This is a genomic window from Leifsonia sp. LS1, from assembly GCF_020521355.1.
GTDB lineage: Bacteria > Actinomycetota > Actinomycetes > Actinomycetales > Microbacteriaceae > Leifsonia.
Map to the genome: position 1 here is coordinate 131,685 of NZ_BPER01000005.1, position 20,391 is coordinate 152,075.

Here is a 20,391-nt window from a genome sequence, read left to right on the forward strand (position 1 = left end):
TAAGAGCCGCGTAAGCCCGGTGCAAGCGGTCCGCGCCACCATCGAGACATCAACCGACCCGAAAGGAAGGACCACCATGACTCGCAGCACCGAATGGGCCGTCGAGGCCCACGGGCTCGTCAAGGTCTTCGGCGACAACCGCGCGGTCGACGGCGTCGACCTGACCGTCCGCGCCGGAACCGTCTACGGTGTGCTGGGCCCGAACGGCGCCGGCAAGACCACCACCATCTCCATGCTCGCCACCCTGCTGAAGCCCGACGCGGGGGATGCGACCATCTTCGGGCACGACATCCGCAAGGAGCAGCAGATCGTCCGCCAGCTCCTCGGAGTCACGGCGCAGTTCGCGTCCGTCGACGAGACGCTGTCGGCCAACGAGAACCTCATGATCTTCGCCCGGCTGCTCGGGCTGAGCGGCCGGGAGGCCAAGGCCAAGACCGCCGAGCTCCTGGAGGAGTTCGGGCTCACCGACGCGGCCAAGCGTCCGCTCAAGAAGTTCTCCGGCGGTATGCGGCGCCGGCTCGACCTCGCCGCCAGCCTGATCGCGCAGCCTCCGCTGATCTTCCTCGATGAGCCGACCACGGGGCTCGACCCGCGCACCCGCGCCCAGATGTGGGACACCATCCGCCGGCTCGTGGCGACAGGCTCCACCGTGCTCCTCACCACCCAGTACCTCGACGAGGCCGACCAGCTGGCCGACCGGATCGCGGTCATCGACCGTGGCCGGGTCGTCGCGGAGGGCACCAGCGACGAACTCAAGGCGTCGGTCGGCGAGTCCTCGCTGCAGCTGCGCCTCGCCGACGCCGCGGATGTCGAGGACGCCCGCCGCGCCATCGCGACCGTGCTGGGCGTCGACGCCGTCGTCTCCCCGGAGGGCGCCCGCCTGACGGCCCCGATGCGGGACGCCGACGCGGTCACCGACCTGTTCATCACGTTCCGCGAGGCGGGAATCCATCTCGCGGAGATGTCCGTGCAGAAGCCGACGCTCGACGAGGTCTTCCTGACCCTCACCGGCCACGGCGTCGAAGACGAGAACGCGGGCGACGAGTCCGCCGCGACCGACACGGCCGCTGTCACCGAAGGAGTCCGGGCATGAGCGCCATCGCCACCATCACCCCGCCGTCCGAGCGGAACCTCAAGAACCACGTCAGCCTGGGCCAGACCCTGGCGAACACGCTGACCATGGCCCGGCGCGGCCTGCTGAAGATCAAGCGGACGCCGGAGCAGCTCTTCGATGTGACGCTGCAGCCGATCATCTTCACGATCATGTTCGCCCTGCTGTTCGGCGGCGCGCTCGCCGGAGGGGTCACGGCGTACCTGCCCTACCTCATCCCGGGCATCCTCGCCCAGACGGTGATCACGACCTCCGTGGTCACCGGCGTCCAGCTCCGCGAGGACATGGACAAGGGCGTGTTCGACCGCTTCAAGTCGATGCCGATCGCCCGCATCGCCCCGCTCTCCGGCGCCCTGCTGGCGGACACCCTGCGCTACGCGATCGCGACCACGATCACCTTCCTCACCGGGTTCGTCATGGGCTGGCGTCCGGCGGCCGGGTTCGGCTTCGTCGTCCTGGCCGGCCTGCTCGTGATCGTCTGCGCCTGGGCGATCAGCTGGATCTTCGCGTTCTTCGGCGTGATCGCCCGCACGGCGGGGTCGGTGCAGGGGATCTCGTTCCTCGTGCTGTTCCCGCTGACGTTCTTCTCGAACGCCTTCGTGCAGGCGAGCACCCTGCCCGACTGGCTGCAGACCTTCGTGAACGTCAACCCGGTCTCGCACCTGGTCACCGCGGTCCGCGACCTCGCCAACAACGGCACCTTCCCGGCCGACGGATGGTGGGCGCTGCTCGGCGCCGCCGTCATCGTGGCGGTCTTCGCCCCGCTCACCGTGCGGGCCTACATGCGCAAGGCGTGAGCCGGGCGCATCCGAGACGGCGGCCGTCGTTCCCTGCGGAGGGGAGCGGCGGCCGCTCTGCGGTGTGCGCTACCGGGTCGGCTTGGCCGTCGTGAGCAGTGCGAGGCCGCGCGAGGAGGCCTCGTCGAGGCTCAGCGCGGCGGTGGCGTCGATCGCCGCCGCCAGCCGGTCGGCGCCCCAGGCGGCCATCACAGGCTTCGCCAGCCGTGCGCGCTGCATGCTGGCCATGTCCTGCCGCGAGTTCAGCCGGGTCGCTATCCCGACCAGTTCGAGCCCGATGCGCACCCACGCGTCGCCGCGGTCGTGCGCCGTGTGCGGGTCGAGCATCCACGCGGCGTAGGCGAGCAGGCCGCTGCCGAGGACGGGCTTGTCGATGTACCAGGTGTTGAGGCGCGTGTAAACGAGCACGCGCACCCGCAGCCGTCGTGCCAGCTCGTCCGTCTCGCTCCACGGCACGCTGCCGGGCGCGATCTCGTCGGGGCTCGCGGCGTGAGCGCGCAGCCGGACCACGAGCTGCGCCGCCCCGAGCATCGTCAGCCACGGATTGGTGAGGGTCTCGCGCTGAGCGACGCCGTCGTCGACGAAGACGCCCACCGCCTCCGCGTAGCGCCGGATGCCCTCGGCGAGATCGCCCTCCGCGAGCGCGATCTCGGCCATGCCGCCGTAGCCGATGCCGTAGTAGTCGACGTAGTCGAATCCGGTGCGGTCGACCTCGACGCTCAGGTACTGCTCCAGCAGCGCCCGGCCGCGGACGGTGTCGCCGACGGTGACGGAGTTGATCGCGATCAGCCAGTCGAGCTGGCGGAGATCGCCGGCGGCCTGCAGCGGAGCGAGCCCGTCGTGCGCGCGCTGCGCCCAGAGGAGCGCCTCCTCGGGGTGCGCCAGCTGACTGTGCAGCTGCGCCAGCGCCTGTGCAGCGGAGGCGGTCGACCAGGCGTCTCCGACCTCCTGTCCCAGGGCGTAGGCGCGCGAGGCCCGCACCAGGCCCTCCTGCAGCTCGCCCGCGTTCTCGTTCAGCTGCGCCAGGAGCAGGTTGCCCACGACGGCGAGCTCGGGATCGCCGGACGCGGCGTACTCGACGAGCATCCGCATCCCCGGCTCCGGTTTGCCCGCCACCAGGATGAGGTTCGTCATCGCGCGCAGCCGCGGGTCGGCGAACGGGCCCACCCGGCGCAGCCGCCGCAGCCGCGCGATGGCGCGGGCGGACGTGCGCAGATCGACGTAGAGGAAGGTGCCGCCGATGACCGTGAAGCATGCCGCAGCGTCGTCGCGCGCGTCGCCCTCCGCCTCCCAGTCCGCGAGGACGCCCAGCACCGACGGCCCGAAACCGAGGACCTCGGAGTGCGCGCTCCGCAGCGACCAGTAGTAGGAGAGCAGGGCGAAGACCGCCGCCACCGTCTCCGGTCGACCGCCGTCGATCGCCGAGCGGAGCACACCGACGAGGTTGTCCTGCTCGGCGGTCACCCGGCCGAAGGTCGCGACCAGCGCGCGCCCGTGCATCGCGCGCATCGCCGATCGCGCGAACGACACGGCCCACGCGTCCATCCCGTCGCGCACGGCCTCCGCCTCGCCCGCCGCCTCCAGCTCGCGGTCGCCGAACTCGCGGACCGTCTCCAGCATCCGGTAGCGCAGCAGGCCGGTCGTGGCGTCCTCCGTCACTGTGACGAGGGACTGCGTGACGAGCGCGTCGAGATCGTCGAGCACCGAGGGCGCGCTCGGTCCGGCCACGGCCTCCGCCGCCTCGGAACTGAAGCCGTCGGCGAAGGCCGAGAGCCGGCGCAGGAGGGCCTGCTCCGACGACGCGAGGAGGTTCCAGCTCCAGTCGATCACGGCGAAGAGCGTGCGGTGGCGCTCCGGCGCGGTGCGATCGCCGCCGGTCAGGAGGGCGAACCGGTTGCCGAGCCGTCGCTCGATCTCGTCGACGGAGAGGGAACGGGTGCGTGCGGCCGCGAGCTCGATGGCGAGCGGCAGCCCGTCGAGGCGGTCGCAGAGGCGGGCGACCGTCTCTCGGGGCAGCACGACACCGGGCCGTGCCGCCCGGGCGCGCTCCACGAACAGCTCGACGGCCGGGCCGTCGTCGGCGCTCGCCAGGGAGTCGAGCGGATAGACGCGCTCCGCGCCGATGGCGAGAGGCGATCGGCTCGTCGCGAGGACGCGGACGTTCGAGGTCGAGTCGAGGACATCGGCGATGTACGCGGCGGCGTCGTCGACGATGTGCTCGCAGTTGTCGACGATGAGAAGCGTCTCGCGCTCCGCGAGCTGGCCGAGGATGCGGGAGTGCAGGTCCACGAGGGCGCCGGGGTCGCCGGGACGCGCGCTGTGCGCCTCCCGGATACCGAGCGTGGAGGCGAAGGCCAGCTCGATGTCCTGGCTGCTGCGCACGCTTGCGAGCTCCACGAAGACGACGGCGGGGAGGTGGATCGCCCGCCGGCCGATCTCCTGCGCCAGCCGGGTCTTGCCCAGTCCGCCCGGCCCGAGGATCGTCACCAGCCGGGAGGTCGCGATCAGGTCCTCCAGCGCGTCCACGTCGTACTCGCGTCCGAGCAGCGCGTTCGGCGCGCTGCGCAACCCGATGCGCACGCGCGCGGGCGGCGCCGGGTCCGGCGCGTCGTCCTCGGCGAGCAACCGCGCGTTGAGGGCCACGAGTTCCTGACCGGGACGCGTGCCGAGACGGTCGAGCAGGGCCTCCTTGAGCTCGGCGAAGGCGAGGAGGGCTTCGCTGCGGCGGCCGGCCGCCGCCAGGGCGGTCATCCGCTCGCGCTGCAGCGACTCGTCGAGGGGGTGCGTCTCGACCAGGATCCGCAGGTCATCCAGGGCGGCGTCGGGGTCTCCCGCGGCGAGGTGGGCGCGGGCGCGCACGAGCAGCAGTTCGTCCCGCAGTGTCTGCGCCGCACGGGCGAGATCCTCTGCGAGCGGTGCGTCGCCGAGCTCGGCGCCGGGTTCGCCCCGCCAGAGCAGGAGGGCCGCGGTCGCCTCCCGGACGGCCGCTGCGGCGTCGCCTCCCGCCAGGAGCCCGCGGGACGCAGCGGCCCGACGCCGCGCCAGCCCCAGGTCCGTCTCGGCGGCGCTCGCCAAGGCGTACCCGCCGGGGGTCGAATCGACGAGGCCGTCCGCACTGGCGGTGCGCAGCCGTGAGACGAGGGTCTGCAGCGCCGCCCGCTCCTGCCGCGGCGGAGCGTCGTCCCAGAGGTCCGCGACGAGCGACGACACCGAGAGGGGCCCGTTCGCGAGCGCGAGCGCGACGACGAACCGCTTGCTCCGTGCGCCGGACGGCTCGGTCAGCGCGCCGCTGCGATCCTCCACCAGCACGGGGCCGAGGACGGCGACGCGGGGGGACGAAGGCGCGGACTCCACCCGCCGAGTTTAGCCAGCCGAGGGCGCGACACGGGTGCGCACGCGCGTAGGCTCGGCCCCATGGCGTTCGACTGGTCGCAGTTCTACGAGCAGCAGGGCGGCCGCGGCGTGCGCCCGACCTTCGCGAGCGCGCTCGAAGCATGGCCGGGAGAGTCGGGCACGGCGATCGACCTGGGCTGCGGAGACGGAGTCGAGGCGCGGCACCTGGTGACCCGCGGCTGGCGGGTGCTGGCGATCGACTCCGACCCCGGTGTGGACGAGCGTGTGCGCGCCGGGCTCACGCCCGAGGAGCAGACCCGCCTCGAGGTGCGCTCGGCCCCCTTCGAGTCGCTCGGCGACCTCCCGGCGGCCGACTTCGTCTACGCGGGATTCGCGCTGCCGTTCTGCGAGGCGGACCGATTCCCGTACGTCTGGGCCGACATCCGCGACGCGCTCCGCCCCGGCGGCCTCTTCGCCGGCGAGCTCTTCGGCCCCCACGACACCTGGTTCGGCCGCCCCCGCATGAACTTCCACGACCGCGCCGGCGTCACCGGCATGCTGACCGGCATGGAGGTCCTCCACCTCGCCGAGGACGACCGCCGCGGCATGTCGTTCGAGGGCCCGAAGCACTGGCACGTGTTCCACATCATCGCGCGGGCGTGATGTCCCGGCGCCGAGGCGGCCGACAATCGGCCGTCTCGCGTCCAGGCGGCCGACTATGGGGCGCCTCGGCGTCGGTGCGGAGGCGGCGCGCGCCTCTCAGCGGATGGTCTTGCGGGCGGTGATCTGGCCGGTGTCGAAGCCGAGGAGGTGCAGGCCGCCGTGGAAGCGGGCGTGCTCGATCTTGATGCAGCGGTCCATGACGACGGTGAGGCCCTTCGACTCGCCGTACTCGGCGGCCTCCTGGTTCCAGATGCCCAGCTGCACCCACACGGTCGGGGCGCCGACGGCGATCGCCTCGTCGATGACGGCCGGGATGTCGCTCGGCTTGCGGAACACGTCCACGATGTCGGGCACTTCCGGCAGCGAGGCGAGGTCGGGATACGCCGGCTCGCCGAGGATGGTCTCGGCGTTCGGGTTGACGAAGTAGACGCGGAAGTCGCTCGACTGCTGCAGGTAGGTGCCCACGAAGTAGCTGGAGCGGGCCGGGTTGGGGGAGGCGCCGACGATGGCGACCGACTTCGCCGACCGCAGGATCCTCAGGCGCTCCTTGGCGTCGGGGCCGACCCACGTGCGCTGCGACTTCAGCAGCTTCGCGAGCGGAGAGTCGGCGGGCAGCGCGCAGCTGAGCCCGTTGACGAGCTGGACTTCGGTGGTGCCGGGGATCTCGGTGGTGTCCTGGATCGCGGCGGTGTCGGTCACGGTCACGCCTCCTTCACGGCCGCGGTGAGGGCCTGGTCCAGATCGTAGATGATGTCGTCGGCATCCTCGATGCCGACGCTGATGCGCACGACGCCCGGGAGCACACCCGCGTCGAGCAGCTGCTGTTCGGTCAGCTGTGCGTGGGTGGTGGAGGCGGGGTGGATGACCAGGGTCTTGGCGTCGCCGATGTTGGCGAGATGGCTGGCCAGGTTCACGGACTCGATGAGCTTCTGGCCGACGGCGCGACCGCCGGCGACGACGAAGCTGAACACGCTGCCCGCGCCGCCGGGCAGGTACTTCTGGGCACGGGCGTGGTGCGGATGCTCCGGGAGTCCCGCCCAATACACCTTCTCGATGCGCGGGTCGGCGTCGAGCCACTCGGCGACCTTCCGCGCATTGTCGACGTGCGCCTGGATGCGGTACGGGAGGGTCTCGACGCCCTGGGCGAGCAGGAAGGCCGAGTGCGGCGCGAGCACCGGACCGATGTCGCGCAGCTGCTCGGCGCGCAGGCGGGTGAGGAACGCGTACTCGCCGAAGTTGCCCGACCACTGCAGGCCGCCGTACGAGGCGACGGGCTCGGAGAAGAGCGGGAACCGCTCGGAGTGCCAGTCGAACCGGCCGCTCTCGACGACCACACCGCCGAGGGTCGTCCCGTGCCCGCCGAGGAACTTGGTGGCCGAGTGGATGACGATGTCGGCGCCCCACTCGATCGGCCGGTTGAGGTAGGGGGTGGCGATCGTGGAGTCGATGGCGAGGGGCACCCCGGCGGCGTGCGCGACGTCGGCGAGGCCTTCGATGTCGGCGATCTCGCCCGAGGGGTTGGCGATCGTCTCCGCGAACACCACCTTGGTCCTGTCGGTGATCGCCGCCGCGTAGTCCGCGGGGTCGGAGCTCTGGATGAACGTCGTCTCGACGCCGAACCGGCGCAGCGTGACGTCGAGCTGGGTGATGGACCCGCCGTACAGATTGGCCGAGGCGACGATGTGGTCGCCTGCGCCGGCGAGCGAGGCGAAGGTGATGTACTGCGCGCTGAGCCCGGACGAGGTGGCGACGGCGCCGAGCCCGCCTTCGAGGCTCGCGATGCGCTCCTCGAACGAGGCGACCGTCGGGTTCGCCAGGCGCGAGTAGATGTTGCCGTACTTCTGCAGGGCGAACCGCGCGGCCGCGTCGGCGGTGTCGTCGAAGACGAACGCGCTGGTCTGGTAGATCGGCAGCGCGCGGGCTCCCGTCACCGGGTCGGGGATGTTGCCCGCGTGGATCGCACGCGTGCGGAAGCCATATTCGCGATCAGCCATGCGCTCACGCTAGCGGACCATCCCGGTGCGGACCGCCGAGCCCCGTAACACGCGTAACAGTGCGAAACGGAAACTTGTCATCGCCATAGTGGTACGCTTGTGCTAGATCGCCGTGCGCGCGATCCCGGACGACGGATCAGTACCCGGTGAGCGACAAGACTGGCCAGGGAGACCGTCGTCATGTCGTGGATCGTCCTCATCCTCTCCGGTGTGCTCGAGGCCGTCTGGGCCACCGCCCTCGGCGTGTCCGAGGGATTCACCCGGATCTGGCCCACCGTCGTGTTCGGTGTCGGCCTCGTCGCCTCGATGGGCGGGCTCGCCTTCGCCATGCGCGAGATCTCGACCGGAACCGCCTACGCCGTCTGGGTCGGCATCGGAGCCGCCCTCACCGTCCTCTACGCCTCGGTCTTCGGCGGCGAAGGCTTCTCACTCGCCAAGGTGCTGCTGATCCTGGGCCTCGTCGGCTGCGTCGTCGGCCTCAAGGTCGTGGAGCAGTGAGGGCGCCGGCGTCGCCCGGAGCCGGAGCGACGTCCGGCAGCGTGCCGGGCGCCGAGGTCGTCCCCGTGCCCGCTCCGCAGGTCTGTAGCGGGGTGATGCCCGGAGACAGCACGCTCGTCCCCCCGACGGCCCAGTAGGTCGGGACGCCGCGTAGCGTGGCGTCGGCCACCTCGCCCGAGGGGATGCAGGACGCCGGTGCGAGAAGGAGCGGCGAGCCGAGCATCCCGGCGGCCGCGGAGATCGACAGCGCGTCAGGGAAGCCGAAGGCGCTGGCGACGAAGGCCTCGTCCGCGAACGGGAAGACCGCTGCGTTGACGGCCTGAGCCGTCCCGAACCGGTCGCTGCCCGCCAGGCGCAGGACCTGGGGCGCCCCGAGCCGTTGGAGGTCGGCCTGGATGCCGGCCGACACGCTGTTGAGACCGCCGACGATGTAGATGCGCCTCGGCGAGAGCGCCGAGATCGCGGCGGAGCTGGCCGCGTCGAGCTGCGCAGCGGCGCCGTTGACCAGCAGGAGGGGACCGTACTGGTAGCCGGCGGCAGAGCCGGCCACCAGGGCGTCGGGGAAGTTCGCGCCGGTCGCGACGAACACGCTCGTCACGGAGCCGGAGCCGAACGCATCCGCCATCACGGCCCGCGAGGTCTGTAGGCGCCGGCGGTGGAGGGCTGGGACCCTGTGACCGGGTACAGCCGTACCCGGGTCGTCGGCGCGGTCGAGCCGGGGACCGCGTACGAGATGGTCCCCGAGACGGTGAAGCCGGAGGCGGCCGCGGCGGGGGAGGCCGAGACCAGCAGGCCGCCCGCCGTGAGCACGGAGGCGGCGAGCAGTGCGGCGAGAGGGCGCGCCGACCGCCGGGCGCGCGGGGAGCGCCTGTGTGCGAGAGTCGCGACCAGGAGAGTACTCGGCGTTCCACCCCGCGCCAGACACCCCGTTCAGGGGAGTGCGAATCTAGGTGCGAAGCGGAGGTCGATGGGTGGCGTGCGCCCTCAGCAGTGTCGTGCCGTCGGGCACGCCGAGCCCCGTGCAGGCGTCCCAGCCTGCGGACGCGGCGAAGGCGCCGTTGGATCCGCTCGTGATGTCGCGGAAACCGTCCGCCACCTGCCCCGCACGGATCGCGTCGTACAGTGCGGGTTGAGCGAGTCCGAGAGGGCGGCCTGTGCTCTGCACGAGGCGTGCGACGAGCGCCGCCCACAGCGGAGCGACGGCGCTGGTGCCGCCGATGACGGTGTCCGTGCCGTCCACCCGCACCCGATAGCCCGTCTGCGGGTCGGCGACGGCGGCCACATCGGGCACGCCGCGTCCGCCGGCCGCCGTCGGCGCAGTCGGGACCCCGACGCCGTCCTGCCAGGCGGGCAGGGCGAACACCGCGCTCACCCCGCCGCCCGTCGCGCCGCCGCCCGGACCGTTGTTCCAGACGGTCTCGCTCGACACGGCACCGGTCGTCCCGTTCGCTTCGAGCCGCGTGCCGCCGCAGGCGAGGGCATGCGGGGAGGAGGCCGGGAAGTCGACGTGGGCACGGCCGTCGCCGACGCGGTCGCCGCTGCCGTCGTCCCCGGCCGCGACGGTCGTCGTCGCGCCGAGTGCGGCCGCATCCCGCAGCGCCTGGTCGAGAGCGGTGCGCGCCTGCGCCGTCCACTGGTCCTCCGCCTGGCCCCAGCTGATGCTGATGGCGGCGGGGGTGGGCTCCGCGTGTGCGGCGGTGGTGACGGCGTCGAGGAAGCCGGCGTCGGTGTTCGGGGCGAAGTAGACGACCAGGGCGGCACCGGGAGCGAGGGCGCCGGCCACTTCGATGTCGAGCAGGACCTCCCCGTCGGCGCCGTTCGGATCCGCCCCCGGCGCGTTGGATCCGCCGTCGACGCCCACCGCGGTGACGGACGGGGTCGCGAGCCCGAGACCGGCGAAGTAGGTGTCGAGGTCCGCCTGCTCGTAGCCGCCGCCGAGCTCCACGATGGCGATGGTCTGCCCCGTGCCGTCGGTGCCGTCGGGGAACGCGTAGACCCTGCCGAGCTCGGGCGGTGTGTAGCTGACCGACACGGCCGCCGGTCGTGCGACGCGGAACTGGGCGCGGGCCTGGGGGCGGTCGTCGAGCCCGAGCACGGCGGTGACGACGCCGTCGAGCGCGCGGGGGAGGCTGAGGGAGCCGCTGCGCTGGCGGTACGGGGCATCCTCCGCGGTCGCGGTCGCGGATTCCGGAGCGGACCGCGCCAGGTCGGTCCCGAAGATGCGCGCGAGCACCCGCGCCGGCCCGCTCACGCGGACGGTGCGCCGTCCCGCGTCCGCCTCCTCGATCGTGACGCCGAGTGCGCCGAGCGTCTCGGTGACGAGGGAGACGTCGGCGGGCGCGGCGCCGTACTGCTCGGCGAGCTCGTCCCGGGTGAGGGGGTGGGCGAGCGCGCTCTCCGGCAGCTCCGCCCGGCGGCGCAGCACCAGCGTCGCCGACACGGGCGCGTCGGGGTCCAGGGCGCCGTGGGCACGGAATCCCGCGCGTTCGGGCCGCTCGCTCCCGGGCAGCGGGACGAGTTCGAGGTGGTCCAGGCGGTCGTCGCCGGGCAGCTCTGCGTCGGTCATACGCCCGGTCTACACCCGGCTGCCGACACGGCCCAGGCCGTACGGAACGGCCGTGCCGTCTCGGCTACACCCAGCTCGGCAACCACATGTGCATCTGCCAGAACCAGAACGGGATCTGCTCGCCCGTCCAGATCGGCCAGAAGTACACGCTCAGCAGGGCCGCCGCCGCGAGGAACACCGCCACCCACGCGATCCCGCGTCGCCGTCGGGGGCGCGCGTCCGTGCGCGAGCCGAGGACGATCGCGATCGTCGCCGCCAGCCCCAGGATCAGGTAGGGCTCGAACGCGATCGAGTAGAACTGGAAGATCGTGCGGTTGATGTAGAGCATCCAGGGCAGGTAGCCCGCGGCGAGCCCGGTCAGGATGAGGCCGACCTGCCACTCGCGGTACCGCACGAGCCGGTAGAGCAGGTAGAACAGAGCGGCCGCGCCCGCCCACCAGATGAGCGGATTGCCGAGTGAGGTGATCGCCGCGGAGCAGCTCGAGACGTCGCAGCCGCCCTGCCCCTGCGTCGTGCCGACGTAGTACATGCTCGTCGGACGGATCATGAACAGCCACGTCAGCGGGTTGGACTGGTAGGGGTGCGGCACGTGCAGGTTGATGCTGTAGTTGTACATCTCCGTCTGGTAGTGCCAGAGGTTCTGCAGCCACAGCGGCACGGAGCTCAGCAGGCCGGTCCACTGCATGTGCGTCGACTCCGCCCAGTGGCGGTAGTAGCCGCCGTCGGTCACGATCCAGCCCGTCCACGTCGCGATGTAGACGAGGAAGGCGATCGGCACCATCAGCACGAACGTGGCGGGAGCCTGCTTGAGCGTCGCCCCGCTGACGTAGAAGGCGAGCCCCTCCCGGCGGCGCGCCACCGCGTCCACGACGACGGTGTAGACGGCGAAGAAGGCGAGGAAGTAGAAGCCGCTCCACTTGACGCCCGCGCACAGCCCGCACAGGATGCCCGCGGCGATCAGCCACGGCCGCCACCACAGCACCGGTCCCCACTCCGGCGAGCGTCCGGCCGATCGAGCCGCCATGACGGAGGCTGCCAGCCGCCGCGCGTGCCAGCTCCGATCGAGCAGGATGCAGCCGAACGCGAGGAGGCCGAAGAACATGACCATGTTGTCCAGCAGGGCGACCCGGCTCATCACGATCGCGTGCCCGTCGATCGCCAGCAGGAACCCGGCGATCGCCGCGATGATCGTCGAACGGAACAGCGCCCGGGCGAGGAGGAACACCAGCAGCACCGCCAGGATGCCGACCACGGCGGTCGCGACGCGCCAGCCGAACGCATTGCCCGCTCCCGTCGCCGCCATCCCCAGCGCGATGATCCACTTGCCCAGCGGGGGATGGGCGACGAACGACGGCGACGACAAGAAGATGTCGGTCTTCCCCGCGTTGAACTGCTCGTCGGCCTTCGCCGGCCAACTGCCCTCGTACCCTAGATGGAACAGCGACCACGCGTCTTTGACATAGAAGGTCTCGTCGAACACCAGCGCGTGCGGCGAGCCGAGGTCCCACAGCCGCAGCACCGCGGCCAGGAGAGTCACGCCGATCGGCGCCCCCCAGTACCAGATGCGCAGGCGCGTGGGCGTGCGCAGGACGCGGGCCCACCAGTCGTCGAGGCGGCTGCCGGTCTCGCCGGGCGCGATGTGCGCGGGGGCGGGATCGGTCACGGGGAGGGAACTCACCAGGCAATCGTACGGGGACGCCGCGGGCGCGGAGCCGTGAGGGCGCCTGACAGACTGAGGGCATGATCATTCTGGCCGCGACCCCCATCGGCAACCTCGGCGACGCCTCCGCGCGTCTGGTCGAGGTGCTCGGCGAGGCACCCGTCGTCGCCGCCGAGGACACCCGCGTCGCGCAGCGTCTGCTCGCCGGCCTCGGCATCGCCAACCGGCCGCGGCTGATCGCCCTGCACGACCACAACGAGCGCGACAGGGCCGCCGAACTGGTCGACCTCGCCCGCGAGCAGGACGTCGTCGTGCTGTCCGACGCCGGGATGCCGACCGTCAGCGATCCCGGCTTCCACCTCGTCGAGGTGGCCGCCGCTGCCGGGGTGACGGTCACCGCCCTGCCGGGACCGTCGGCGGTGCTGACCGCTCTCGCCGTCTCGGGCCTGCCCACGGACCGCTTCACCTTCGAGGGTTTCCTCCCGCGCAAGCCGGGGGAGCGCTCCTCCGCGCTGCGCGCTCTCGCGGCCGAGCCCCGCACCATGGTCTTCTTCGAGTCGCCCAACCGGCTCGCAGCCTCCCTCGCCGCGATGGCGGAGGAGCTGGGCGCCGAGCGCCGTGTCGTCGTGTGCCGTGAGCTGACGAAGCTGTTCGAAGAGGTCCGCCGCGGCACCGCCGCCGAACTCGCCGACTGGGCGGCCGACGGCGTGCGCGGCGAGATCGCGATCGTGGTCGCCGGCGCTCCGGCACGCGTCGTGGACCCCGAGAGCGCGCTGGAGCAGGTGCTCGCCCTCGTCGCCTCCGGAACGCGCCTCAAGGACGCCGCGGCCGAGGTCGCCGAGGCCACCGGTCTCGGCCGCCGCGACCTGTATCAGGCGGCGCTGGAGCACAAGGGCAGGGAGACCCGCTAGCGCCGGACGGCCGTTTGGTTATGCTGTCCGGGTGACCGACTTCTTCTCAGCCGATGCGGACGCCGACCTCGCCGTCGCGCGGATCGAAGAGCAGATCGCCGAGGCCCAGGAGCGTGCGAGGCGCGCGAGCGAGGTCCGGCAGCAGATCGGGGCCCTCCGCGGGCAGGCGACGTCGCCGCGGCGCGAGCTGACCGTCACCGTGGACGCGGGAGGGCGCCTCCTCGGTGTCGACCTCACCGAGGCGGCGTACCGGCACTCGGCACGCGATCTCGGCCGGCTCATCGTCGAGACCGCGAACGCCGCGCAGCGTCAGGCGGGCGCACAGGCGGTGGCCGCAGCGAGCGAGGCGTTCGGCGAGGAGTCGGGCATCGTGGCCCACCTCCGCGACGAGGTCGAGCGGGCGCGCCCGGACGGTCCGGACGGTCCGGGCGACGGCACACGGATCCAGTACTGAGACGACGGTCGGGGGGAACATGGCGGGGAAGAGGATCGCCGTGGATGCGGAGGTCATCCACGCGCACGCGGTCCGTGTGGACCAGGTGGCGGCCGACATCGGCGTCGCCCGGCAGGCGGCCGCCGCCACGAACATGGGCGGCGGCGCGTTCGGTGTGATCTGCTCCTTCTTGGTCGCCCCGGCGACGCTCGCGGCGACGATGGCCGCGTCCGCCATCTCCGCCGCCGAGGGCATGGTCACGCGCAGTGCACGGGAGGTCCGCGGGGTCGCGGCCGACGCCGCCGCGGTCGAGGACGACATCGTGCAGGCGGTGCGCGCGCTCGAGAAGGGGTTGGGGTGACCCGCCGGTGAACGCGAACCCCCTCGTTGCGGCCCCGGTCGACACCGCGACGCCTTTCAGCGGCGCCGGGCTCCTCGATTCCGGCACCCAGCTGGCCTCGGCGATCGAATCCGGAGACTGGGTCGAAGGCGGCATGGCCGCGTTCGCCGCCGCGGCCGACACCATCGCCACCGTCTCCGACCCGCTCGGCTCCCTCATCGCCGCGGGCCTCGGCTGGCTGATCGACCACTTCGAGCCGCTCAAGGGCTGGTTCAACGACCTCACCGGAGACGCCGGCGAGGTGCAGGCCTTCGCGCAGACCTGGACCAACATCCAGAAGCAGCTGCAGGCGTCGGGCGACGAGCTCACGCGCATCCTCGGCGACGTCGACGAGCTCGCCGGCGAGGCGATGGACGCCTACCGCCGATTCCAGCAGGACTCGGCCCAGCACCTCCACGGCGCCGCCACCTGGGCGGGCGCCATGGCGACAGGCCTCGGCATCGCCTCCACCATCGTGCAGGTCGTGCACGACATCGTCCGCGACGTGCTCTCCCAACTCGTCGGCTCCGCGATCTCCTGGGCGTCCGAGGCCGTCCTCTCCCTCGGCCTCGCCACCCCGTGGATCGTCGAACAGGTCTCCACCCGCGTCGCCTCCTGGACCGCCAAGGTCGGCTCCAAGATGACCGCCCTCGTCCGCTCGGTGAAGGCGCTCTCGAAGCTCCTCGACGAGCTGCGCGGGCTGCTGCGCGAGGCGGACGAGCTGTTCGCGTCGGTGCTGAAGGGCGGGAGGGGCGGTGCGCGGGGTGCGGCGCGCGGGGGTGAAGAGCTTCCCGTCTCCCCGGTCCACCGTTTCGCGTCCGACGATGAGGCGGTCGCATACGGTCGCGAGCATTGGGACGGGATTGCCGACGAGCTCACGCCGGCTCAACGTGAAGCCGTGTACGACTACACGCGCGAGTCGCCCGGGCCGAGTGGGGTGACCTACAAGGAGATCAACGGCGCATTGCGAAATGGTCCGCCGTATCCGGCCGACTTGCAGAACCACATCCGCGCGATCGACGAGAGCCTCAACACCCGTCCCCTGAGCGAGAGTGTCGAGGTGACCCGTGGGACGGGAACCTCCCACTGGAGTTTCGACCCGGAGAACGCGGCGGGCAAGGTCGTGAGGGAAGACTCGTACCTGTCGACGTCTCTCGGCGGCCCCGCCGACAGCTTCGCGGGCAAAGATGCGATACTCCATCTGGACGTGCCCCAGGGCACGCCGGCCGCATGGGTCGAGAACCTGTCGCACTTCGGCGGGAGCGAGCGAGAGCTGCTCCTCGGCCGGGGACTGCAGTGGCAGGGCACGCGAGTGGAGTACATCGACGGTCAATTGCATGTCTACGGTGAGGTGATCCGGTGAGCTGGAGAGATTTCGACCTCGCGCCCAAGGTGGTGTCGGGCGCCCCCGAGTACGGCTGGAGGACGGCCAATCCCGTCGACGCCGCTCCGGTGCAGCTCGGCGATGACGTTGTCGGATACATCGCGACGTCCGTCGACGCGACCGAGAATGTGCTCAAGATGTTCACCTCCGCGGCGAACCCCGACTACTTCAACAACGGTTCGCGGTTCTGGCGCGACAGGATCGCAGCCGCGGGTGCGCAGCAGGTGCCGGCACACGACACGTTCCGCGCCTTGCTCGGAACCGACGGGCCTGAGGGCTCCGGTCGGGTGTCCGCGCAGCCGGAGCGGTTCGAGAACACCGATGCCATCGTCGAGCGCCTCGATCCAGGGCGTGTGCGGCCGTCGAGCGCCCGCAGTCGTGAACGCGGCAGCGCACCGACTCGCGACGAGATCGACGCGGTGCTGCGCGGTCGTGGCCGACCCACCGCGGAGATCCAGGCCCGCATCGCCGCCCTCGACGAGGCCACCCACAGACGACCGGCTCCGGACGATGTCGTGGTCGCCTTGCCGTACGACACCTCCACCATCCCCGGCGATGCGGCGGTCGGGACCATCGTGCATGAGCCCACGTACCTGACGTCCACCTTCCTCACCGGCGAGACCCGGATCGACGCGCCCACCAGACTGGTCCTCCGCGTGACGAAGGGCACCCCGGCGCTCTACACGCCGCCCGCGCCAGGCGAGCGCGGAGCAGGCGTGCTGCTCCTCGGACGCGGAATCGACTGGCAGATCACGTCGATCGCTCCGGGCGAGATCCAGGGGACCGTGCTTCGTGCGGAGCCGAGGTCGTGAGCGGCGGGATAGCCATGTCTTCTGTCGGAATCCGCGCGGGAAACACGACCGTGAGGACGCACCTCCCTGTCCTCCAGCGATAGCGGCGTACCACCCGCCACCCTCAGCGCGGCCATCGTCGCCTACATCCGGGCCCCGGGTTCGTCCCTCCCCGGCCGGCATCCCGAGCGCGTGCAGGACGCCGACCTCCTGGCCCGCGTCGAGGAGGTCATCCGCCGCCTCGACGCGATCCGACCCGACGACACCGCAGACGACCTCGCGACGTGGGCGGACGCGCAGGCCGCCGCCGTCGCTGCCGAGTCCGGTGGTCTCTCGCCGGACGCCGTCCGCGCTCTGCGCGATCTGCTGAGTTGGGAGTGGCGGTGACCGCGGTGCCGATGCCTGGTCCGGTAACAGAATCGAGGCGTACCTCCCGCGCCCGTAGGATAGTCAGCATGTCCGACGGCTCTTCGTTCTACATCACCACGCCGATCTTCTACGTGAACGATGTCCCGCACATCGGGCACGCCTACACGGAGGTCGCCGCGGACGTCCTCGCGCGCTGGCACCGCCAGGCGGGCGACGACACCTGGCTGCTGACGGGCACGGACGAGCACGGCCAGAAGATCCTGCGCACGGCGACCGCGAACGGCACGACCCCGAAGGAGTGGGCCGACCGCCTGGTGACGAACGAGTGGCTGCCGCTGCTGAAGACGATCGACATCGCGAACGACGACTTCATCCGCACGACGGACGAGCGCCACGAAGCCAACGTGCAGAAGTTCCTGCAGAAGCTCTACGACGACGGCTTCATCTACGCGGGCGAGTACGAGGCGCTGTACTGCGTGGGCTGCGAGGAGTTCAAGCCGCAGAGCGAGATCGTGGACGGCACGGGGGAGTACGAGGGCCAGAAGGTCTGTGCGATCCACTCGAAGCCGCTGGAGCTGCTGCAGGAGAAGAACTACTTCTTCCGCATGAGCCAGTTCGCGGACAAGCTGCTCGCGCTGTACGAGGAGCGGCCGGAGTTCGTGCAGCCGGAGTCCGCGCGCAACGAGGTCGTGAGCTTCGTGCGGCAGGGCCTCAGCGATCTGTCCATCTCCCGCTCGAGCTTCGACTGGGGCATCAAGGTGCCGTGGGACGAGTCGCACGTCGTGTACGTGTGGTTCGACGCGCTGCTGAACTACGTGACGGCGGTGGGCTACGGCCAGGACGAGGCGACGTTCGACCGTCGCTGGCCCGCGACGCACCTGGTCGGCAAGGACATCCTGCGCTTCCACGCCGTCATCTGGCCGGCGATGCTGATGGCCGCCGGGCTCGACGTGCCGCACCGCGTCTTCGGCCACGGCTGGCTGCTCGTGGGCGGCGAGAAGATGTCGAAGTCGAAGCTCACCGGCATCGCGCCGACGCAGATCACCGACACCTTCGGCTCCGACGCGTTCCGCTACTACTTCATGCGCGCGATCAACTTCGGGCAGGACGGCTCGTTCAGCTGGGAGGACCTCTCGGCGCGCTACCAGGCGGAGCTCGCCAACGGTTTCGGCAACCTCGCCTCGCGCGTGGTCGCCATGGTCTCCCGATACTTCGAGGGCGTGGTGCCCGCGGCCGGGGAGTACGCGGACGCCGACCTCCAGGTGCAGCGCACCGTCGCCGAGGCCACCGCGAAGGCGGACGCGGCGATCGCCCGGCTCGCGATCCACGACGCCCTGACGGCGATCTGGACGGTGGTGGACGAGCTGAACGGCTACATCACCACGCAGGAACCGTGGAGCCTCGCCAAGGACGACGCCCAGCGCGAGCGTCTGGCCACGGTGCTGTACACCGCAGCCGACGGCCTCCGCGCCCTCGCGGTGCTGCTCTCCCCGGTCGTCCCGCAGGCGACCGCGAAGCTCTGGACGGCCCTGGGCGCCGAGGGCGGCCTCGGCGCGCTCGCGGCCCAGCCGCTGCGGCGCGCCGGCGAGTGGGGTCAGCTGCCGGCCGGCACGGCCGTGGCGGCCCTCGAGGCGCTGTTCCCCCGGATCGACGCGGACGCGGTGCCAGGCGTATGAGCGACCCGGCGTTCATCCGGCAGCGGCACGTCACCGACGGCCGCGACCTGGCCTACCCGCCGTTGCCGGAGGCGCTCGTCGTCCCCGTCTACGACAATCACACCCATCTCGAGATCGCCGACGGCGACGTGGCGCTGGACTACCGCGAGCAGCTCGATCGCGCCTCGAGTGTCGGTGTGCGCGGCGTCGTGCAGGTGGGCAACGACATCGAGACCTCGCGTTGGTCCGCCGAGATGGCGGCGGTGGAGCCGCGGATGCTCGCGGCGGTAGCTCTGCACCCGAACGACGCCCCCGACTACGCCGAGCGCGGCGAGCTCGACGATGCCCTCGCGGTGATCGACGAGCTGGCCGGGCGTCCCCGCGTCCGCGCCGTCGGCGAGACCGGCCTCGACTTCTTCCGCACGGAGGAGGGGCCCCGCCGCGACGCGCAGCTGCGCTCTTTCGAGGCCCACATCGAGATCGCCAAGCGCCACGGGATCGCGTTGCAGATCCACGACCGCGACGCCCACGCCGACGTCGTCGCGACCCTCAAGCGTGTCGGCGCACCGGAGCGCACCGTGTTCCACTGCTTCTCCGGCGATGTCGAACTGGCGCGCATCTGCGCAGACAACGGCTGGTACATGTCGTTCGCGGGCACCGTCACGTTCAAGAACGCTCCGACGCTGCGGGAGGCCCTGCGCTCGGCCCCGCGCGACTTGATCATGGTCGAGACCGATGCGCCGTTCCTCACGCCCACGCCGTACCGCGGGCGGCCGAATGCGCCGTACCTGATCCCGCTCACGCTGCGCGCCATGGCGGAGACCATCGACACCGACGCCTCCACCCTCGCCGCCCAGATCAACTCCAACACCGAGCTGGTCTACGGCCGCTGGGACAGCGAGCCCGTCTCCGCGCCGCCGACGTCGCCCATCGGACGCATCGCGTGAGCGAGCTGCGCCTGCTCGGGCCGGCCGAGATCCGTGACCTGGCCGAGCTGCTCGACGTCACGCCGACGAAGAAGCTCGGCCAGAACTTCGTCATCGATGCGAACACTGTGCGCCGCATCGTGCGGGTCGGCGAGGTCGAGGCGGGGGATGTCGTGGTCGAGGTCGGCCCCGGCCTCGGCTCCCTGACCCTCGGCCTGCTCGAGACCGGCGCCCGTGTCGTCGCCGTCGAGATCGACGGCCGCCTCGCCGCGCAGCTGCCGACGACGGTGGCGCAGATGGCGCCCGAGGCGGCGGAGCGGCTCACCGTCGTGCACCGCGACGCCCTCGCCGTCACGGAGCTTCCCGCGCAGCCCGACCGGCTGGTCGCGAACCTCCCGTACAACGTCTCCGTCCCGGTGCTCCTGCACCTGCTGGAGCACTTCCCCTCGCTCCGCTCGGGCGTCGTCATGGTGCAGGCGGAGGTCGGCCACCGCATCGCCGCGCAGCCCGGATCGAAGGTCTACGGGTCGCCGAGCGTCAAGGCCGCCTGGTACGGCACCTGGCGCACCGCGGGCAACGTGAGCCGGCAGATCTTCTGGCCGGTGCCGAACGTCGACTCGGTGCTCGTCGCATTCGAGCGGCACGCGACCCCGCCCGGCGACGAGGCGCTGCGCACGCGCACCTTCGAGCTCGTGGACGCCGCCTTCCAGCAGCGTCGCAAGACCCTGCGCCAGTCGCTGGCCCCGGTCTACGGGGATCCGACGACGGCGGCCGACGCCCTCGAGGCGGCGGGTCTCTCGCCCTCGCTCCGGGGCGAGCAGCTGTCGTTCGACGATTTCGCCCGGCTCGGCGCCGCGCGCGTCTGACGCCGCCACCCGGACAGGTGCGACCGGCCGCCCGCGCGCCCCTGTAGGTTGGAAG

Annotated in this window: 20 protein-coding genes and 1 riboswitch; of the genes, 13 read left to right on the top strand and 7 right to left on the bottom strand. The window is 71.7% G+C overall.

Features of this window, described 5'->3' with window-relative positions:
* Positions 1–76: 76 nt before the first annotated feature.
* Positions 77–1,093, top strand: coding sequence for an ATP-binding cassette domain-containing protein (locus LLS1_RS10800; protein WP_226655433.1), 1,017 nt, complete (start codon positions 77–79; stop codon positions 1,091–1,093).
* Positions 1,090–1,908 carry an ABC transporter permease gene (locus LLS1_RS10805; RefSeq protein ID WP_223357550.1) on the top strand — a complete coding sequence of 273 codons (819 nt, stop codon included), beginning with the start codon at positions 1,090–1,092 and terminating at the stop codon, positions 1,906–1,908. Before LLS1_RS10800 ends, LLS1_RS10805 begins: the two co-directional genes overlap by 4 nt.
* Before the next feature lie 69 nt (positions 1,909–1,977).
* On the opposite strand, the gene LLS1_RS10810 is transcribed toward LLS1_RS10805, so the two are convergent.
* Entirely contained in the window at positions 1,978–5,262 is a 3,285-nt protein-coding gene (locus LLS1_RS10810) for a BTAD domain-containing putative transcriptional regulator (protein WP_226655435.1), read from the bottom strand.
* A 60-nt stretch (positions 5,263–5,322) separates the two neighbouring features.
* Here LLS1_RS10810 and LLS1_RS10815 point away from each other — a divergent pair, with 60 nt between their 5' ends.
* On the top strand, positions 5,323–5,904 hold the full coding sequence (locus tag LLS1_RS10815) for a trans-aconitate 2-methyltransferase (protein ID WP_226655437.1): 582 nt from the start codon (positions 5,323–5,325) through the stop codon (positions 5,902–5,904).
* A 96-nt stretch (positions 5,905–6,000) separates the two neighbouring features.
* Here LLS1_RS10815 and LLS1_RS10820 read toward each other — a convergent pair whose 3' ends face one another.
* Positions 6,001–6,603 (bottom strand): CoA-binding protein, encoded by a 603-nt coding sequence (locus tag LLS1_RS10820; RefSeq protein WP_374758260.1) that lies wholly within the window; start codon positions 6,601–6,603, stop codon positions 6,001–6,003.
* Positions 6,604–6,605: 2 nt separating this feature from the next.
* On the bottom strand, positions 6,606–7,898 hold the full coding sequence (locus tag LLS1_RS10825; protein ID WP_226655439.1) for an O-acetylhomoserine aminocarboxypropyltransferase/cysteine synthase family protein: 1,293 nt from the start codon (positions 7,896–7,898) through the stop codon (positions 6,606–6,608).
* 101 nt (positions 7,899–7,999) lie between these two features.
* Positions 8,000–8,066, top strand: a riboswitch (guanidine-III (ykkC-III) riboswitch).
* 12 nt (positions 8,067–8,078) lie between these two features.
* On the opposite strand from LLS1_RS10825, the gene LLS1_RS10830 reads away from it, so the two are divergent.
* Positions 8,079–8,396 carry a multidrug efflux SMR transporter gene (locus tag LLS1_RS10830; RefSeq protein ID WP_226655441.1) on the top strand — a complete coding sequence of 106 codons (318 nt, stop codon included), beginning with the start codon at positions 8,079–8,081 and terminating at the stop codon, positions 8,394–8,396.
* Here the strand turns inward: LLS1_RS10830 and LLS1_RS10835 are convergent.
* The 4 genes from LLS1_RS10835 to LLS1_RS10850 all read right to left on the bottom strand — a co-directional run bounded on the left by LLS1_RS10835 (position 8,377) and on the right by LLS1_RS10850 (position 12,640).
* Entirely contained in the window at positions 8,377–9,021 is a 645-nt protein-coding gene (locus tag LLS1_RS10835; RefSeq protein ID WP_264186886.1) for a cell wall-binding repeat-containing protein, read from the bottom strand. The two genes, LLS1_RS10830 and LLS1_RS10835, sit on opposite strands and share 20 nt — an antisense overlap.
* A complete protein-coding gene (locus LLS1_RS10840) occupies positions 9,021–9,206 on the bottom strand; it encodes a hypothetical protein (protein ID WP_226655444.1) in 186 nt (61 codons plus the stop codon). Before LLS1_RS10840 ends, LLS1_RS10835 begins: the two co-directional genes overlap by 1 nt.
* A gap of 136 nt (positions 9,207–9,342) precedes the next feature.
* Complete coding sequence (locus LLS1_RS10845) at positions 9,343–10,962, bottom strand: protease pro-enzyme activation domain-containing protein (protein ID WP_226655446.1); 1,620 nt, start codon at positions 10,960–10,962, stop codon at positions 9,343–9,345.
* A gap of 64 nt (positions 10,963–11,026) precedes the next feature.
* The gene (locus tag LLS1_RS10850; protein WP_226655455.1) at positions 11,027–12,640 is read right to left on the bottom strand and encodes a dolichyl-phosphate-mannose--protein mannosyltransferase; all 1,614 of its coding nucleotides are present in this window, start codon (positions 12,638–12,640) and stop codon (positions 11,027–11,029) included.
* A 62-nt stretch (positions 12,641–12,702) separates the two neighbouring features.
* On the opposite strand from LLS1_RS10850, the gene rsmI reads away from it, so the two are divergent.
* The 9 genes from rsmI (at position 12,703) to rsmA (ending at position 20,336) form a co-directional block, all read left to right on the top strand.
* Positions 12,703–13,533 carry a 16S rRNA (cytidine(1402)-2'-O)-methyltransferase gene (rsmI, locus tag LLS1_RS10855; RefSeq protein ID WP_226655457.1) on the top strand — a complete coding sequence of 277 codons (831 nt, stop codon included), beginning with the start codon at positions 12,703–12,705 and terminating at the stop codon, positions 13,531–13,533.
* A gap of 31 nt (positions 13,534–13,564) precedes the next feature.
* Entirely contained in the window at positions 13,565–13,987 is a 423-nt protein-coding gene (locus tag LLS1_RS10860; RefSeq protein ID WP_226655459.1) for a YbaB/EbfC family nucleoid-associated protein, read from the top strand.
* 19 nt (positions 13,988–14,006) lie between these two features.
* Positions 14,007–14,327 (top strand): hypothetical protein, encoded by a 321-nt coding sequence (locus tag LLS1_RS10865; protein WP_223357540.1) that lies wholly within the window; start codon positions 14,007–14,009, stop codon positions 14,325–14,327.
* A 7-nt stretch (positions 14,328–14,334) separates the two neighbouring features.
* On the top strand, positions 14,335–15,708 hold the full coding sequence (locus LLS1_RS10870; RefSeq protein WP_226655461.1) for an ADP-ribosyltransferase: 1,374 nt from the start codon (positions 14,335–14,337) through the stop codon (positions 15,706–15,708).
* Positions 15,705–16,541 carry a hypothetical protein gene (locus tag LLS1_RS10875; RefSeq protein WP_226655463.1) on the top strand — a complete coding sequence of 279 codons (837 nt, stop codon included), beginning with the start codon at positions 15,705–15,707 and terminating at the stop codon, positions 16,539–16,541. Before LLS1_RS10870 ends, LLS1_RS10875 begins: the two co-directional genes overlap by 4 nt.
* Positions 16,542–16,712: 171 nt before the next feature.
* Complete coding sequence (locus tag LLS1_RS10880) at positions 16,713–16,907, top strand: hypothetical protein (protein ID WP_226655465.1); 195 nt, start codon at positions 16,713–16,715, stop codon at positions 16,905–16,907.
* Positions 16,908–16,975: 68 nt separating this feature from the next.
* A complete protein-coding gene (gene metG, locus LLS1_RS10885) occupies positions 16,976–18,565 on the top strand; it encodes a methionine--tRNA ligase (protein WP_226655467.1) in 1,590 nt (529 codons plus the stop codon).
* Positions 18,562–19,491, top strand: coding sequence for a TatD family hydrolase (locus LLS1_RS10890; protein ID WP_226655469.1), 930 nt, complete (start codon positions 18,562–18,564; stop codon positions 19,489–19,491). Before metG ends, LLS1_RS10890 begins: the two co-directional genes overlap by 4 nt.
* On the top strand, positions 19,488–20,336 hold the full coding sequence (rsmA, locus tag LLS1_RS10895) for a 16S rRNA (adenine(1518)-N(6)/adenine(1519)-N(6))-dimethyltransferase RsmA (RefSeq protein ID WP_223357531.1): 849 nt from the start codon (positions 19,488–19,490) through the stop codon (positions 20,334–20,336). Before LLS1_RS10890 ends, rsmA begins: the two co-directional genes overlap by 4 nt.
* Positions 20,337–20,391 lie beyond the last annotated feature (55 nt).